Origin of the sequence: Chitinophaga sp. OAE865 (genome assembly GCF_040546735.1) — a bacterium.
Lineage (GTDB): Bacteria > Bacteroidota > Bacteroidia > Chitinophagales > Chitinophagaceae > Chitinophaga > Chitinophaga polysaccharea_A.
Genome location: NZ_JBEPOF010000001.1, coordinates 522662 through 538254, shown reverse-complemented (window position 1 = coordinate 538254; position 15593 = coordinate 522662). Strand labels below are relative to the sequence as shown.

The 15593-nt window shown below is 46.2% G+C and carries 13 protein-coding genes; 7 read left to right on the top strand and 6 right to left on the bottom strand.

The window, feature by feature from the left end; genetic code table 11:
• Positions 1-2: 2 nt before the first annotated feature.
• From ABIE50_RS02270 to kbl, 3 genes are all read right to left on the bottom strand, one after another.
• Positions 3-1022 carry a VWA domain-containing protein gene (locus ABIE50_RS02270; RefSeq protein ID WP_209856446.1) on the bottom strand — a complete coding sequence of 340 codons (1020 nt, stop codon included), beginning with the start codon at positions 1020-1022 and terminating at the stop codon, positions 3-5.
• Between the two features lie 238 nt (positions 1023-1260).
• On the bottom strand, positions 1261-2064 hold the full coding sequence (blaOXA, locus tag ABIE50_RS02265; protein ID WP_209856448.1) for a class D beta-lactamase: 804 nt from the start codon (positions 2062-2064) through the stop codon (positions 1261-1263).
• Between the two features lie 177 nt (positions 2065-2241).
• Positions 2242-3429, bottom strand: coding sequence for a glycine C-acetyltransferase (kbl, locus tag ABIE50_RS02260; protein ID WP_142684700.1), 1188 nt, complete (start codon positions 3427-3429; stop codon positions 2242-2244).
• 381 nt (positions 3430-3810) lie between these two features.
• Here kbl and ABIE50_RS02255 point away from each other — a divergent pair, with 381 nt between their 5' ends.
• The 6 genes from ABIE50_RS02255 to ABIE50_RS02230 all read left to right on the top strand — a co-directional run bounded on the left by ABIE50_RS02255 (position 3811) and on the right by ABIE50_RS02230 (position 10512).
• Complete coding sequence (locus ABIE50_RS02255) at positions 3811-4296, top strand: RNA polymerase sigma factor (protein ID WP_142684701.1); 486 nt, start codon at positions 3811-3813, stop codon at positions 4294-4296.
• Positions 4297-4319: 23 nt separating this feature from the next.
• Entirely contained in the window at positions 4320-5387 is a 1068-nt protein-coding gene (locus tag ABIE50_RS02250; protein ID WP_209856450.1) for an anti-sigma factor family protein, read from the top strand.
• 19 nt (positions 5388-5406) lie between these two features.
• Positions 5407-6351 (top strand): outer membrane beta-barrel protein, encoded by a 945-nt coding sequence (locus ABIE50_RS02245; RefSeq protein WP_142684703.1) that lies wholly within the window; start codon positions 5407-5409, stop codon positions 6349-6351.
• A gap of 29 nt (positions 6352-6380) precedes the next feature.
• Positions 6381-6722, top strand: coding sequence for a hypothetical protein (locus ABIE50_RS02240; RefSeq protein WP_209856452.1), 342 nt, complete (start codon positions 6381-6383; stop codon positions 6720-6722).
• Positions 6723-6877: 155 nt separating this feature from the next.
• Positions 6878-9817, top strand: coding sequence for a M16 family metallopeptidase (locus ABIE50_RS02235; protein WP_209856454.1), 2940 nt, complete (start codon positions 6878-6880; stop codon positions 9815-9817).
• A 128-nt stretch (positions 9818-9945) separates the two neighbouring features.
• On the top strand, positions 9946-10512 hold the full coding sequence (locus ABIE50_RS02230; protein WP_209856456.1) for a L,D-transpeptidase family protein: 567 nt from the start codon (positions 9946-9948) through the stop codon (positions 10510-10512).
• Between the two features lie 174 nt (positions 10513-10686).
• Here ABIE50_RS02230 and ABIE50_RS02225 read toward each other — a convergent pair whose 3' ends face one another.
• From ABIE50_RS02225 to ABIE50_RS02215, 3 genes are all read right to left on the bottom strand, one after another.
• Complete coding sequence (locus ABIE50_RS02225; protein ID WP_209856458.1) at positions 10687-11631, bottom strand: alpha/beta hydrolase; 945 nt, start codon at positions 11629-11631, stop codon at positions 10687-10689.
• A gap of 73 nt (positions 11632-11704) precedes the next feature.
• Positions 11705-13618, bottom strand: coding sequence for an acetate--CoA ligase (gene acs, locus ABIE50_RS02220; RefSeq protein ID WP_209856460.1), 1914 nt, complete (start codon positions 13616-13618; stop codon positions 11705-11707).
• Between the two features lie 112 nt (positions 13619-13730).
• Positions 13731-14876, bottom strand: a complete 1146-nt coding sequence (locus tag ABIE50_RS02215) for a tetratricopeptide repeat protein (protein ID WP_209856461.1) — start codon at positions 14874-14876, stop codon at positions 13731-13733.
• Between the two features lie 487 nt (positions 14877-15363).
• On the opposite strand from ABIE50_RS02215, the gene ABIE50_RS02210 reads away from it, so the two are divergent.
• Positions 15364-15588: a hypothetical protein gene (locus ABIE50_RS02210; protein WP_209856463.1), complete on the top strand. Its 225-nt coding sequence runs from the start codon at positions 15364-15366 to the stop codon at positions 15586-15588.
• Positions 15589-15593 lie beyond the last annotated feature (5 nt).

Here is a 15593-nt window from a genome sequence, read left to right as displayed (position 1 = left end):
AATTAAACTGCCGGTGATCCGGGTGTACGTTTGTAACGGACTTCCGGGATAAAGAACTCAATCAGCAGCAGCGCCAGGCAAATGCCCAGGAAATACTGAAAATAACTGTTGTAATCTGTAAATACATTCTCGCCGAATTCTTTTTGCTCCATCCCATCGATCTTGCTGACAAGGGTATTCACTACATCATCGGTGTTGTTATCAAGATGCTGGTAAATGCCTTTACCGGCAGCAGCAATTCCCCTGAGCTCTGCTTCATTCAGTTTGGAAATAACGGTATTGCCTTCCCTGTCTTTTTTGTAACCACCGGTTTCAGGGTCTGGCAGGGGGGAACCAGCTGCAGAGCCAATACCAATAGTGTTGGTGACAGCGCCGTTTTCAAAAGCGGCTTTTGTGCGCTGGAGAGCGGTTTCATCATGGTCTTCCCCATCAGAAATAATGATGAGGGCTTTATGTTTGCGTTCTTTTTTATTGAAAGCGTCGTCTGATACCTGTATGGCCTGGCCAATAGCGGTTCCTTGTGTGGGAATCATGTCCGGGGATACAGTACTGAGGTACATTTTGGCGGCGGAGTAATCAACCGTGAGAGGCATCTGCAGGTATGCGTTACCGGCAAATACCACCAGGCCTACGCGATCGTTATCCAGTTTATCCATCAGCTTACTGATCAGCTGGCGGGCACGCGTAAGACGGTCGGGCTGCACATCAGTGGCCAGCATACTTTTACTTACATCCAGCGCTATCATCACATCCACGCCTTTACGGGTAATCTTTTCCATGCGACTGCCTTTCTGCAGGTTGGCGAGCCCTATCACTCCAAAAAAGAAGGCGAGGAAAATAAGCAGGAACTTTAACACAAACAGTTTACGGGAGTAGCCGGTAAAAAGCTTTTCCACCAGTGCCTGATCCCCGATACGGCGTATGGAACGGCGTTTCCACCACGATACGCCCAGGAAGGCTACCTGCAAAATCAACAGGAGCACCAATGCCCATAAATATTCACTATGCTGAAATCGTAACATATTCGATTTTAAGATATCCGTTACCGGTAGTAAACCAGGTAAGATATCAAAAATAATTTTTTTGTCACGTATTGCAAGCCGTCGGGGTGGGGTTTTATCGTTTTTTTAACGATACCTGTGGAGTTTACAGAAGAAAAGCAGCCGGGGGCAGGAGATAAGTGCCTGAAAAGCAGCAGGCTGATATTGTAAATATGGAACCAGTCCTTATTTAGAACACCAGCCTGCAGTAAACATAATATTACATTTCGCCTTTGAAGTAGCCGGCATCTGTGAGAATATTTCTCAGGATTTCCATGCGTACTTTAGGAATATCTACTTTCGGATCTTCCGTTTCTATATTCAGCACAAAAAAAGTAGGGTGGCGATTTTCTTCAATCCAACCTACTATCCAGCCTAATTTTTTCACATCGTTATAATCCCAGCCTGTTTTGTAAGACAGTTCATATTTCGGTGTTTTTTCCATGAGCATTACATCCCGCACGGTTTTCATCGTTGTTTTCGCAAAAGGCAACTGATCGAAGTATAGCTTTTTTACAAAGCCCAGTTCCTCATCGGGAGATATGAGCAGGGAGTTGTCCAGCCAGAATGTATCCAGGCGGCTGATCTTCATATTACCATACTTAATGGAGTCGAGCCAGAGCTGCATGGTAGGCTGGCCAATGCGCCGGGCCACTTCCTGGAAGTAGGGAACGGCCGACTGTTTAAAGGCCTGTGCCATGCTCAGGTCCTGGTTCCAGGCCGGGAACTGGCGGGTTACGCCGTCCCAGGGAATGATCATGCCGGTATCTTTTATAACGCCAGTGTGCAGGCCTACGAGGGAGTTGAATATTTTAAACGTAGATGCAGGCTGAAAGCGCTTTTTAGCCCTGTCGAGGTTGTAAACTTTAAAAACGCCCTGGCTGTTGTTGAATAACATGAAAGTACCTTCTACTTTGTATTGGGCAAAATACTTTTCCCAGTCTTTCTCTTCTTTTACATTATTCGGGGCGCAGGCAGCGAAGAACAGGCTCACCGCGAGTAACATCCAGCCAAATCGTTTCATCTGCATAATGATTAAATAGTTATGAGGTGCAAAAGTAAGGATTACGGCGTAAGAAAAACGAATTACGGGTTAGCAGGGAGATAGTAACCGTGATTATCCCGGCGGCTATCTCCCCACTAACCCGCAATCTTATTTAATCATACTCAATCTTTATGCACCGGGTTAGGGTAACAAGTCTTATTTAATCACTCCCAGTTCCTTACCCACTTTGGTAAAGGCGGCAATGGCCCTGTCGAGGTGTTCCTGTTCATGGCCGGCGCTCAGTTGTACGCGGATGCGGGCCTGTCCTTTCGGTACTACCGGGAAGAAGAAGCCGATCACGTAGATGCCTTCCTGGAGCAATTTATCGGCGAACTGGGCACTCAGTACCGCGTCGTAAAGCATAACCGGAACAATCGGGTGGTCGCCGGGTTTAATATCGAAGCCGGCTTCCGTCATTTTGCTGCGGAAATACTTGGTATTGTATTCCAGTTTGTCGCGTAATGCGGTGGTTTCGCTCAGCATATCCAGTACAGCGATAGAAGCGCCTACAATGCTGGGTGCTACGGAGTTGGAAAAGAGGTAAGGGCGGCTGCGCTGGCGCAGGATATCGATTACTTCTTTTGGTCCGCTGGTGAATCCGCCGGAGGCACCGCCCAGGGCTTTACCCAGGGTGCCGGTGATGATATCCACCCGGCCCATAACGCCACGGTATTCATGTGTACCGCGGCCGGTTTTTCCCAGGAACCCGGAAGAATGGCTTTCGTCGGACATCACAATAGCATTGTATTTATCGGCCAGGTCACAGATCTTGTCCAGCTGGGCTATGGTGCCATCCATGCTGAAAGAACCATCTGTAACAATGATCCGGCTGCGGCAATCTTTGGCTTCCTGCAGTTTTGCTTCCAGGTCGGCCATATTATTATGTTCATAGCGGAAACGTTGTGCCTTGCAGAGGCGAACGCCGTCAATAATGGAAGCGTGGTTCAGGGCATCGGAAATAATGGCGTCCTGTTCGTTGAACAGGGGCTCAAACACACCTCCATTGGCATCAAAAGCCGCTACATACAAGATGGTATCTTCTGTACCGAGGAACTTCGAGATCTTTTCTTCCAGTTCACGGTGAATATCCTGGGTACCACAAATAAAACGGACACTGCTCATGCCATAACCGTGGGTATCAATCGCGTCTTTGGCTGCTTTTATCACAGCCGGGTGAGACGACAGGCCCAGGTAATTATTCGCACAAAAATTTAGCACGGTTTTGCCACCCACCTGTATTTCAGCTCCCTGCTCAGATGTAATAATGCGCTCTCTCTTGTACAGGCCGGCTTTATTGATATCACCGAGTTCCTCCCGTAAACGGGTTATAAACTTCTCATTCATAAAAATTGCAATATTTAAGTGGATCTACCAAAGTTATGGGCAATAAATGTATTACGATTATTTATCGCGTAAATGACTAACGGATGGATATGCAAAAAGTTTGACCCAGGTGTAACATTTGCCCGCCGCCCTCCGTCATAGTACTATCATGATTATAAATGCCATGAAGTGAAAAACTGATGATTCGTCACTTTGCTAAAAGATGCTAAAAGAGCATACTTGATAAGAGGTTGACACTCAGTTTGAAAGGAGCTGTTACTACAACTGTGAGGGAAGAACGTACTAACTTTAGAGGAGGTGTGGGTAACAAATATGGATTTAGTCAATGATGGGTATTAAAGTATTTGTCGGAACTTAGCACTAAAATCCCGCACCACCGGAATGACGGAAAAGGAGTACAATAAATGCGTGGATCTGTATTCGGACAATTTATTCCGCTTTATAGTTAAAAATCTGGAGCATGCGGAAGATGCCAGGGACGTAGTACAGAATTCATTCGAAATATTGTGGAAGCACTGCCAGGATGTGCCTTTTGAGAAGGCTAAGTCATACCTGTTTACAGTCGGCTACCACAATATGATAGACCATGTGCGTAAGGTAAAGCGGATCACACTTGTAGACCAGTTTAAGGATGAGGATAAAGTAGCGGATCATAAGATACATAACGCAAAGGAAGTCATAGAAAAGGCATTGTCCAAGCTCAGTGAAGTACAGCGTTCCCTGATTATGCTCAAGGATTATGAAGGGTATTCCTATGAGGAAATTGGAGAAATGATGGACCTGAGTCCTTCCCAGGTAAAGGTTTACCTGCACCGGGCGAGGATTCACCTGAAAAATTACCTGGTGAAAATGGAAAATGTTATATAATATTTTTATAATAATTTAGATTTTTGTCGATAGAAATTAACATATCAAACTACGAGTCCTATCTTCTCAGTTACATCGATGGTGAGCTGAATGCGGAAGAACTGGCTGCACTGGAACTTTTCCTGCAAAAACATCCGCAGTTCCGGCAGGAACTGGAATTGCTGGAAGGAACCAAACTGGTACCGGACAGGCAATTCGTTTTTGATAATAAAGCTGCCTTGTACAAAACAGCTTCCGTTGATTATGAGACCTTAATGCTGGGTTATATAGATGGAGAGTTAACAACTGAAGAAGAGGCTGTTTTACAGGCCCATCTGCAGCAGCATCCGGCTGCAAGACAGGAGCTGGCGCTGTTTCAGGCCACCAGGCTTACACCCGATACCTCAATTGTATTTAAGGATAAAGCATCTTTATATAGAAGCAGTAAACGCAGGGTGCTGCCAATGTACCGCCGCATGGGATGGGTAGCTGCCGCCGCCGCAGTAGTGGCAGGGCTGGTTATCTGGTTATTGCCGGCAGGCAATGGGCCGGTACAGCAACCGGCTGTTGCGGTAAATACGCCACCGGCGGTTACCGCGCCTGTAAATACTCCGGCTGTAGTCCCGGATATTACCCCATCTGCTACACCTGGTCAGCTTGCTGATGCCGCAATAACAAAGGGCACTCCTGCCGTTACTCCGAAAACTAATCAGGCATTGCCGGCAAAACGCAGCAAAACGGTAACATCACCTGTTGCCGAACCGGCTACCAAGGCAAATGAGCCTGTATTGGCTTCCGCAGATGCCCCTAAAACAGATCTACCGGTTATTTCCCAGCTGGCTCCGCAGCGTAATTCCATGAGTGAAGTAGTGGAAGAACATCTGCAGCAGGCCGGCAATGCCCATGTTGCTGCCCGCCCCGACACCAAAGAAACAGTACTGGCGGCTAATACAACCAAAACAGACGATCACTTAAATAATAAAATAGTCCCCACGGCCGAACAACCTGGCGCTCCCGGTGAGCTGATCATTTCAGTAAGCGGCAGCGACAGCCGGATCCTGGACAAGGTAACCAATGTTGCAAAGTTTTTTTCCCGTAAACGGAATAAATAATAAATCATGGTCATAGCATATGAAGCATAAATTTTTACTCATTTTGTTACTGGTATTATGTGGCGGATGGGCTCATGCGCAAAAGGCAGATAAAAATACACCGGCTCCTCCGGACACCATACAGATCAAGGGATTGATCATTATCAAAGGGAAGAATGATAAGGGCCGTACCAGCTATAAATTCTATAATGATACTGCCTATGCCCGCCAGAAACTCAAAAAGAACCTGCAAACCAAATGGTTCGTTTTTGATGTGGGTTTCAATAATTATATTGATCACAGTGACTATAACGGGGCCAGCTTTATCAATTATTACCCCAATAGCAATATGTATTATAACGGGGCTCCCGCCATGTCGCCGGTAAGTAAATCATATGATTATTCAGCTGCAGGCCTGGCAACTTTTGCACCCAGGGAAGCCAGCGAGCCATTAACACCTTCGGAATTTAAACTTATTACCGGAAAATCGATCAATTTTAATATCTGGCTGTTTCAACAGCGACTTAATTTAACAAAACACAAGCTTAACTTGTTATATGCTTTAGGATTGGAGATGAATAACTATAGGTATGCCCGCAGCATTACATATTTGCCTGGCTATCCTACACAAATAATCCGGGATTCCGTAGAATTTTCGAAAAATAAGCTGTTTGCCGAATATATCTCGATTCCGGTAATGCTTAATTTCAATTCTAACCCCGCCCGCCCAGGACGCGCGTTCCAGGCGAGCTTCGGTGTCTCCGGTGGTTATCTCCTCAAATCCAGAACAAAGCAGGTAAGTGAAGAAAGAGGCAAGGTCAGGAAAACGGACGACTTTAATCTTAATAAGTGGCGTTTTGGCCTTACCAGTGAATTGGGTTATGGACCTGTGAAGTTGTATGCAAACTTTGCCTTAACGGCATTACACGATTATGGGTTACAGCAATATCCATTTTCGATAGGCATCCGGTTAAACGGATTCTAAGATTTTTTAGCCAGTCCTAAATTGTGTTTATGCGTTCTTTTGTTGCTTTGATGACATGTATTGGTTGCATTGCATGGATTCACTCCTGTGAGAAACGTTTATTAGGCGTTAGACTCGAAAAAAAGAATATCCTTATTGATCAGCCGGAACAATTGCCACTGGCAGTGGTGCCAGCTGGTATCCCACCAGCCAGGTATTTTTCCCAGGTAATTCCTGCCTCCAATACTAAAGTTGTTCCCGTTAACCGTAACAGGAACCGCCTGAAGGCGAAAAAACAGGTCCCCAATAACAATGGGGCTATTGATTCCCTGCTTTTTAACCAGGTTTTTGTAAGGGGAAAGTACACGATTTACAGCAATCCAAATCCCTGAGATCATCCGCCGGCTTATTAAGCAAATTACCGGCCCGGCAACCGGTTGCAACCCCTATGCCTCTACCGCTCATACAATTCTCCCTTTTTTTCCCGCTTTATAATTTTGACTTCCGGTATATTTGACAGTATAATTTCAAAAAACCAACTATTTGTATGAGTCTTAAAAGAGTCGTATTACTATTCCTGTTTGCCTGCTCGCTGAAAGTGGCGGGAGCCCAGGGCAAATATCAATGGAAGGAAGCTACTGCTGGCGGTTATACCTATAAGTACGTTTCCAATGATCCCATGAAGGCACGTTTCTACACACTGAAAAACGGCCTCACAGTTATCCTGAGCGTTAATAAGAAAGATCCCCGCATCCAGACACTGATCGGTACCCGTGCCGGCAGCGATAACGACCCGAAAGACCACACCGGTCTCGCACACTACCTGGAACATCTCCTGTTTAAAGGCACCGAGAAGTTTGGCTCGCTCGACTGGGCAAAAGAAAAGCCCCTGATAAACGAGATCTCCGATTTATACGACAAATACAACAAAACAACAGATCCGGCGGCCCGTAAAGCGGTTTATCACGAAATAGACAGCGTTTCCGGCGTAGCCGCCAAATACGCCATCGCCAATGAATATGACAAAATGATGTCGGGCATGGGCGCACAGGGCACCAATGCACACACCTGGGTGGAGGAAACCATCTACGAGGAAGATATTCCGTCTAATGCAGTAGATAAATACCTGACCGTACAGGCAGAGCGTTTTCGCGACCCGGTTTTCCGTTTGTTCCACACAGAACTGGAAGCCGTGTACGAAGAAAAGAACCGCGGACTGGATAATGATGGCCGCAAAGTATACGAAACCATGCTTGCGGCGCTGTTCCCTACGCATAACTATGGTCAGCAGTCTACCATCGGTACCGTGGAGCACCTCAAAAATCCAAATCTGAAAGTGATCCGTGAATTCTATAACGAATACTATGTGCCTAACAACATGGCTATCGTTATGGCAGGTGATTTCGACCCGGATTATGTGATCAGGTCTATTGATCAGAAATTCAGCTATATGAAAGCCAAACCGGTAAAGGAATATAACCCCGCACCGGAAGCGCCTATTAAATCGCCGGTAGTGAAAGAAGTACTGGGTCCCGATGCTGAAAGCGTGGATATTGCCTTCAGAATGCCCGGTGCGCTGGATACCAAATCCAACCTGGTACTGGGTGTACTGTCGTCTATCCTGCAAAATGGTAAGACCGGTTTAATTGATCTGAACATCAACAGGCAACAGAAAGTATTGAACGCCAATGCAGGTGTATTGGGCCTGAAAGATTACTCCATCTTCTCCCTCAGCGGTAAAGCCAAACAGGGGCAGACCCTGGAGGATGTAAAGGCGCTTTTATTGGGCCAGCTGGATATCCTCAAGAAAGGAGACTTTGATGAAACCCTCGTAAAAGCCATTGTTAACAACACCAAACTGGACGAACTGCAGGGCCTGGAAAACAATAATAACCGTGCTACCGCCCTGATGAACGGTTTCATCAAAAGCCGGGGTAAGAACTGGCAGTATGATGTAGCCTTTGTAGATGATATGGGTACAGTTACCAAAAAACAAATTGTTGACTACGCCAATAAATATCTCAACGATAACTATGTTATTATCTACAAACGTAAAGGTGAAGATAAGAACATCGAAAAAGTGGAAAAACCAGCTATCACCCCGGTAGAAGTGAACAGGGAAGCGCAGTCGCCGTTCCTGCAACAGATCGCTGCCATGCCTGCCACACCGGTAAAGCCACAATGGCTGGATTATGAAAAGGATATCCAGAAAACATCTCTCGGCAATACCGATATGATGTATGTACAAAATAAAGACAATGGTCTTTTCCGCCTATACTATCGTTTCGATATTGGTACCTGGAATGATAAAAAGCTCGATCTGGCAGCACAGTACCTCGAATACCTGAGCACCGATAAATATACTTCTGAACAAATCAGCAAAGAGTTTTACAACATCGCCTGTAACTTCAGTGTATTTACTACCGCAGAAAAAACCTTCATTACTATCAGCGGATTGCAGGAAAATTTTGATAAGGCTGTTGCCCTGTTTGAGCACGTGATTGCCAACTGCAAGCCTAATGAAGAGGTACTGACCGCACTTAAAGGCCGCCTGCAGAAAGCCCGCGCAGACAGTAAACTGAATAAGGGCGCTATCATGGAAGGGATGGTGAATTATGCCACGTATGGCGCTAAAAATCCGTTTAACAACCAGCTGAACCAGGCAGAGCTGGATGGTATTTCCGCGTCAGAATTGGTTACCATTTTGCATGAGCTGCCTACCTATAAGCATATGGTGATTTACTGGGGCCCCCAGTCCCTGACCGCTGCAGCAGCAGAGGTGAAGAAACTGCATCCTTTACCTGCCACCTTTAAAACAGCGCCCGAAGCAGTGAAATTTGTGAAAGGCAACCAGGATAAGAACCAGGTGTTGTTTGCAGACTATGATATGGTACAGGCAGAAGTGAACTGGCTGAGAAACTCGGCAGTATACGACCCCGCCAACACAGCAATAGTAGCCTTGTTCAACAGTTATTTCGGCGGCAGTATGGGCTCTGTTGTTTTCCAGACGATCCGTGAATCCAAAGCGCTGGCCTATTCCACAAAAGCATTATATACGTCCCCTGGTAAGAAAGATGAACGTTATTCAGTAGAGGCTTATGTAGGTAGCCAGGCCGATAAAATGAATGAGGCCATTTCCGCTATGAATGAACTGCTGAATGATATTCCCCGCGCTGACAAGTTGCTGCAAACCGCTAAGGAAGGCATAAGGCAGGATATTGAAACAGAACGTATCACCAACGACAATATCATTTTCAGTTATCTGGCTGCACAGAAACTGGGACTGAATAAGGATATCCGTAAGCAGGTGTATGAGTCTATCGACAAACTGAGCTTTGATGATGTGAAGAAATTCCATGATGAGCACCTTGCGCATAAACCATATACTTATTGCATTGTTGCCTCCGAAAAGAAGGTGAGCATGGATGATCTGAAAAAATATGGAGATGTGAAGAAACTCACGCTGGAAGAGATCTTCGGGTATTGAGAATAACAGGAAAAAATCATATAAAAAGCAAAGGCACAAAGTTTTACGCTTTGTGCCTTTGCTTTTTCACCCATCTCCCGAACAATAAATTAATATTCCGCTACGTTATCTGCATATTTATAACTCCTATGAAGAAGTGCCATCATTACTGGTTGGTAGCTGTTCTGTTGCTGCTGCCGCTAAGTGGATTTATCAACGAATCTGATTTGTATAGTGTAAGGTTAAATGCTGCCAACATTGATCCTGATAAAATTTTCCTGCTGATAGATAAAAGCGATTACCGGTTGTACGTGTATGAGGATGTTACGTTGAGAAAAATCTACAAGGTGGTATTTGGTAACCGCGACCAAACCGATAAACAAATGGAAGGTGATCGCAGAACACCGGAAGGGACCTTTCATATTTTAACAAAAAGAGTAGATAAAAGCTGGAGCCGGTTTATGCTGCTGGATTATCCGAATGAGATATCATGGCAGAAATTCCATGACCGCCAGGCACAGGGTATGGTACCTGCCAACGCCAGTATTGGCGGTGCTATTGGCATTCACGGAGTAGAGTACAATTCAGGTATCCGGGATAATTATGTGGAAGGACGTATTAACTGGACATTAGGTTGTGTTAGCATGAAGAACTCAGATGTAAACGAATTATATGAGGTGATAAAAGTAGGGACCCCGGTGGTAATTCGCCGGTAAGATTTTTGCTGAATATTTTGTGGTGACTCCGGTTGGCAGTTACCAGTTGTAATTTAGGATACTGATACACAGGTACGGCATCTAGTGGCGCAGTGATACTGCACCATGACTCAAATATAAACGGCGGGTCAGATCCTGTGAAGAGCGCGCTCCACTCGTATGGTGCGCGCTTTTTTATTGTTGGAGAAAAGCGGAGACTTCTTTCATCCATGCTGTGGAATCCTTGCCACAGAACGATTGGTGACCTGCATCGGGGAAGATGTACAGTTTTTTCTGACGGGTGCCCAGGTGGGAAAATACTTCCTGTGTTTCTTTAGCCATCACCCGGATATCCTGTTTCCCGTAAAAATATAATACCGGCATATGTATCCGGCGTGCATAGCGCTCCGGTTTGAAACCGGGCCCCCAAAATCCCTGTTCTATTCCTCCCCAGAAAGTAAGGATCTGTGAAAGCGGAGTGGCCGGCAGGTGAACAGAACGCATCCTGCTTTTTACGGCATCTGTGAGCGTGGCAAACGGGCATTGAAGGATTAGTTGCTTTGGCGTGAGTCCATATTCGGGAACAGCCTTTAAAATGGCTGCAGCGCCCATGCTTACGCCCCAGAGAATGATGGGCTGATTCCCTTTCTGTTTTACATAATCCCAGGCAAGTTTTACATCTTCTGCTTCTTTATAGCCTATACTGCAGGTATATCCTTCGCTGTTGCCATGAGCGCGGAAATCCAGCAGGAAAGTATTATAGCCTAAGGAACGGAAACGGTTTGCCTCAGGGAAAAGAGAGCCTTTACTACCATTGTAGCCATGGAACAGGATCACAGTACCCCTGGCTGCCCGGACCGGTATCCACCAGCCTTCCAGCCGTAAGCCGCCGGCAGTGTGGAGCAATGCGGTTTCATAGGGGACAGATGGAAAAACGGTGGTAGCCGATTTAGCGATGCGTACTCCAAACAGGATCATTTTTAATTTTTCGGCCGTGCTCATTTGTTCAGGAAGTTTGTTCCTGCGGCCGCCGTCTTCATAAAAATGAGTGAATTTCCAGGCATGGAAAGCCCCGATGATATTAAGCAGTACAAACAGGACAATGAGGGTCCAGGCCAGCTTTTTAAAGAAACGCTTCATAACCGGGTATTCATGTATAACGAAGGGATGCAGCATCGTGCTGCATCCCTTCGTTTTTAAGCTCAGGAATTTATTATAGTTTTCCTTTCTTGATTTCGTCTACCACGCCAGGATCCAGCAGGGTGGAGGTATCGCCCAGGTTATCCAGGTCATTTTCGGCAATTTTGCGCAAAATGCGGCGCATGATTTTGCCGGAACGGGTTTTAGGCAACCCGCTTACGATCTGTATTTTATCAGGCTTTGCAATGGGGCCTATGATACGGGCCACTGTTTGTGCGATATCTTTTTTGGTCAGTTCAGGATCATGTGTGACCCGTTCGGTGATCACATAAGCATAAATACCCTGACCTTTGATATCGTGAGGATAGCCCACCACGGCGCTTTCCACTACGCCGGCATGCATGTTAATGGCGTTTTCTACTTCTGCAGTACCGATACGGTGACCGCTTACATTGAGCACATCATCTACGCGGCCGGTAATTTTATAGTAGCCGTCTTCATCCCTCAAACAACCATCGCCGGTGAAGTAGAGATTTTCGTAGGTGGAGAAATAGGTTTTGCGGAAACGTTCGTGATCGCCGTAAGTGCTGCGCAGCATGCCTGGCCAGGGGAACTTGATGCAGAGGTTACCGCTTACGCCGTTGCCCTTAAGTTCCTTACCATTTTCATCTACCAGGATAGGTTGTACACCGGGCAGCGGGAGGGTGGCATATCCAGGTTTTTCTTTGGTGACGCCGGCAATTGGTGTGATCATGATACCCCCGGTTTCTGTTTGCCACCAGGTGTCTACGATCGGGCATTTGCCTTTGCCGATATTATCTTTAAACCAGTGCCAGGCTTCTTCGTTGATCGGTTCTCCCACGCTGCCCAGTTTTTTAAGGGAGCTGAGATCTTTATGATTAACCGGTCCGAGACCATAGCTCATTAAGCTACGGATAGCTGTAGGAGCGGTATATAAGATGTTTACACGGAATTTATCTACAATTTCCCACAGTCTGCCTGCGTCCGGATAGGTGGGCACTCCTTCAAACATAAGGGTGGTGGCGCCGGCGCTGAGTGGACCATAGGCGATGTAGCTATGGCCGGTGATCCATCCGATATCTGCGGTACAAAAGTATACTTCGCCGGGTTGGTACTGGAAGGTATTTACGAAAGTATAGTTGGCATATACCATGTAGCCGGCGCAGGTGTGTACTACGCCTTTGGGCTTGCCTGTAGATCCGGAAGTATAGAGGATGAACAAAAGATCTTCTGCATCCATTTCTTCAGCGGGACAGGGAGGGTTACCCATTGTTTCCACCTGTTTTATTTCATCTTCCCACCACAGGTCCCTGCCTTTCAGCATACTTACCGGGGTGCGGGTACGGGTGCATACAATTACTTTTTTTACAGATGGGCAAGCCATCAAAGCGTCGTCCATAACTGATTTCAGCGGGATATCCTTAGCACCGCGATAGGCGCCGTCGCAGGTGATCACCAGGCTGCACTGGGCATCCTGTATCCTGTCGGCAATGGATTGCGCGCTGAAGCCTCCGAAAACCACCGAGTGTACGGCGCCGATACGGGCGCAGGCCAGCACGGCAATAGCCAGTTCGGGTATCATGCCCATGTAAATACACACTCGGTCGCCTTTTTTAACACCATTGTTTTTCAGCACGTTCGCAAACTGGCAAACTTTGTTGTATAAGTCGCGGTAAGTGATAATGCGGTGGTGTTCTTCAGGATCATTGGGTTCCCAGATGATGGCAGGTGTATTTCCCAATGTGCCCAGGTGCCGGTCCAGGCAGTTTTCTGTGATGTTCAGTTTTGCACCGGTAAACCATTTGATTTCGGGATCTTTGAAGTTCCAGTCCAATACCTTGTCCCATTTGCGACGCCAGTAAAAATGGTCTGCTACATTGGCCCAGAAACCTTCGGGGTCAATAACACTCTGTTGATAAGCCTGCTGATAATCTTCGATACTCTTGATCTGGTGTGGGTACGACATAGCACCGTAATTGTTTATTGGTTAAGTACATGCATTTTCCTAACGGGCTTTAAATTTAAGAAAAACCAGATGTTTTGCTGGAAATAATCTAAAAAATCATATTAGAAGCAGATTATTTTTCAACATATGTGCGGAGGTATTTGTAAACATCTGCTTCCTGGGGGTTAGCAGGATTGCCAAGTTGCAGGTAACGTTTATAGTATCGCGTGGCCATTTGTTTGTTATGCAAACGTACTTCGTAGATACGGCCAATGCTATACTGGTGGAGGGGTTGGTGGAACAGGTAATAGGCTGTGTCCAGGTTGGCGATAGCCGGTTTGTACTGACGCATGCCTTCATAGTTTGCTGATTTCCCGCTGTAATAGCTATTCAGGCTTTTGGAAGTAGCCATATCTATACAGGTTTGCAGCAGTTCATTGCTGGCGGTATAGTTTTTTAATTCCGTATAGGCAAGGGCGGCATAATACATAATGGTTTCCGACTGCCCTTTGTTAGCCTGCAGGTATTCATATACTCCAATGCATTGCTGGTATTGTTTAAGGGTGTACCAGGCGGCAGCTACAATACTGAAGGTATTGGGCGATAAAATATTCATTCGCATCAGTTGGGTGCCCAGGTCTGTACAGCGGGTGTAGTTTTTCAGGAACCAGGCAGACCTGATAGCGGTCATAATAACAGAGGGTTGAAGGGAGTCCGTTTTCAGGAAGGCGCGTAGAATGCTGTCTGCCAGCGGATACTGTTGTTTCTCTATCAGTTCTTCCCCAAGCCGGGCGGTCACTTTTGGATCTGCCGGATTAAGGACATATGCTTTCTGCAAGTAAACGAACCCTGTGTCCGGTTGTTGTGCAGCGAAGCAGGCAAAACTAAGTTGTTTCCATGCAGTGGCATTAGTGGGCTGTAGCCGGATGAGGTGCCGGTAATGAAAAACGGCGGGGAGAGGGCTTTCCATCTGCATACTGATGCCGGCAAGATATTGATGGGCCGCCACATTGTTACTATCCAGCAATAATACTTTTTCATAATGGTTAATAGCATCTTTTGTTTTTCCGGACAGATAGTAAGTATAGGCGAGGAGGGATAGCTGACCGATATTATTTTCCTGTACCCGCGGCTGCAGATAGCTGATGGCGGCTTCATATTGCTGGTTCTGAAGATAGTCCATTACCTGTGCGCGATTGATAGAATCCTGTGCCCGTGCGGGAGAAGCTATAGAAATAAGCAAAATCAGGCTGAAAAAACATTGGATTGTCCGATGCATAAAAAGTTGTTTATAATCTTAAAACTAAGAATTTAGTTTTAAAAAGAAAAACTTAGTTGATGAGAGATTTAGTAATGTGCTAAGCATTAAGGATAGTTTGCAGGTGCAGGCGGGATTTTTCCAATGGGTTTCAACGGAATCGATATGCACAAACCCGACAGCATCCGGATCCAATGAGTTTCAACGAAACAGTGGGGAAGTTAAATAAGGCTCCGGTTAAAAGGTTATCGGTGGTCGGCGTTTTTAACGGAACAGCAGCGTGTTAGCCCGCATTGAGGACAGGTATTGTACAAAGGTTTAATAGAAACAGAAGATGTGCCTGTGCTCAGGCATTGCAGGCAAACATCGGGTTCCAATGGAAGCAGACTGTATGCCGGTATCACAGCTGTGTGGTGGATGTCATTGCCAGGGAAGTTCCAATGGAAGCAGACTGTATGCCGGTCCGGATCAGCAATACAGCGGGCATTATTAATATTAATGAGTTTTAATGAAAATGGAAGATGTGCTCAGGCAAACATCACTCAAGGGCGTAATAGAAGGCGGAAGGTATGCCTGTTGCTTGGTATTACAGGTAAATATCGGGTTCGAATGGAAAGCAGACGGTGTGCCGGTCCGGATCAGCAATGCGAGGCTATCATTAAAGGGTGTTATTGAAATAGAAGGTGTGCCCAGGCAAATATCACTCGAGGGTGTAATAGAAAAGCCCCCTTAAAATAA

What these genes read in the sequence shown, in the direction of transcription:
- kbl (WP_142684700.1), bottom strand. Translation starts at nt 3,429, where the DNA reads ATGAATGAGAAGTTTATAACCCGTTTACGGGAGGAACTCGGTGATATC.
- acs (WP_209856460.1), bottom strand. Translation starts at nt 13,618, where the DNA reads ATGTCGTACCCACACCAGATCAAGAGTATCGAAGATTATCAGCAGGCT.
- ABIE50_RS02225 (WP_209856458.1), bottom strand. Translation starts at nt 11,631, where the DNA reads ATGAAGCGTTTCTTTAAAAAGCTGGCCTGGACCCTCATTGTCCTGTTT.
- ABIE50_RS02245 (WP_142684703.1), top strand. Translation starts at nt 5,407, where the DNA reads ATGAAGCATAAATTTTTACTCATTTTGTTACTGGTATTATGTGGCGGA.
- ABIE50_RS02210 (WP_209856463.1), top strand. Translation starts at nt 15,364, where the DNA reads ATGAAAATGGAAGATGTGCTCAGGCAAACATCACTCAAGGGCGTAATA.
- ABIE50_RS02270 (WP_209856446.1), bottom strand. Translation starts at nt 1,022, where the DNA reads ATGTTACGATTTCAGCATAGTGAATATTTATGGGCATTGGTGCTCCTG.
- ABIE50_RS02230 (WP_209856456.1), top strand. Translation starts at nt 9,946, where the DNA reads ATGAAGAAGTGCCATCATTACTGGTTGGTAGCTGTTCTGTTGCTGCTG.
- ABIE50_RS02240 (WP_209856452.1), top strand. Translation starts at nt 6,381, where the DNA reads ATGCGTTCTTTTGTTGCTTTGATGACATGTATTGGTTGCATTGCATGG.
- blaOXA (WP_209856448.1), bottom strand. Translation starts at nt 2,064, where the DNA reads ATGAAACGATTTGGCTGGATGTTACTCGCGGTGAGCCTGTTCTTCGCT.
- ABIE50_RS02235 (WP_209856454.1), top strand. Translation starts at nt 6,878, where the DNA reads ATGAGTCTTAAAAGAGTCGTATTACTATTCCTGTTTGCCTGCTCGCTG.
- ABIE50_RS02255 (WP_142684701.1), top strand. Translation starts at nt 3,811, where the DNA reads ATGACGGAAAAGGAGTACAATAAATGCGTGGATCTGTATTCGGACAAT.
- ABIE50_RS02215 (WP_209856461.1), bottom strand. Translation starts at nt 14,876, where the DNA reads ATGCATCGGACAATCCAATGTTTTTTCAGCCTGATTTTGCTTATTTCT.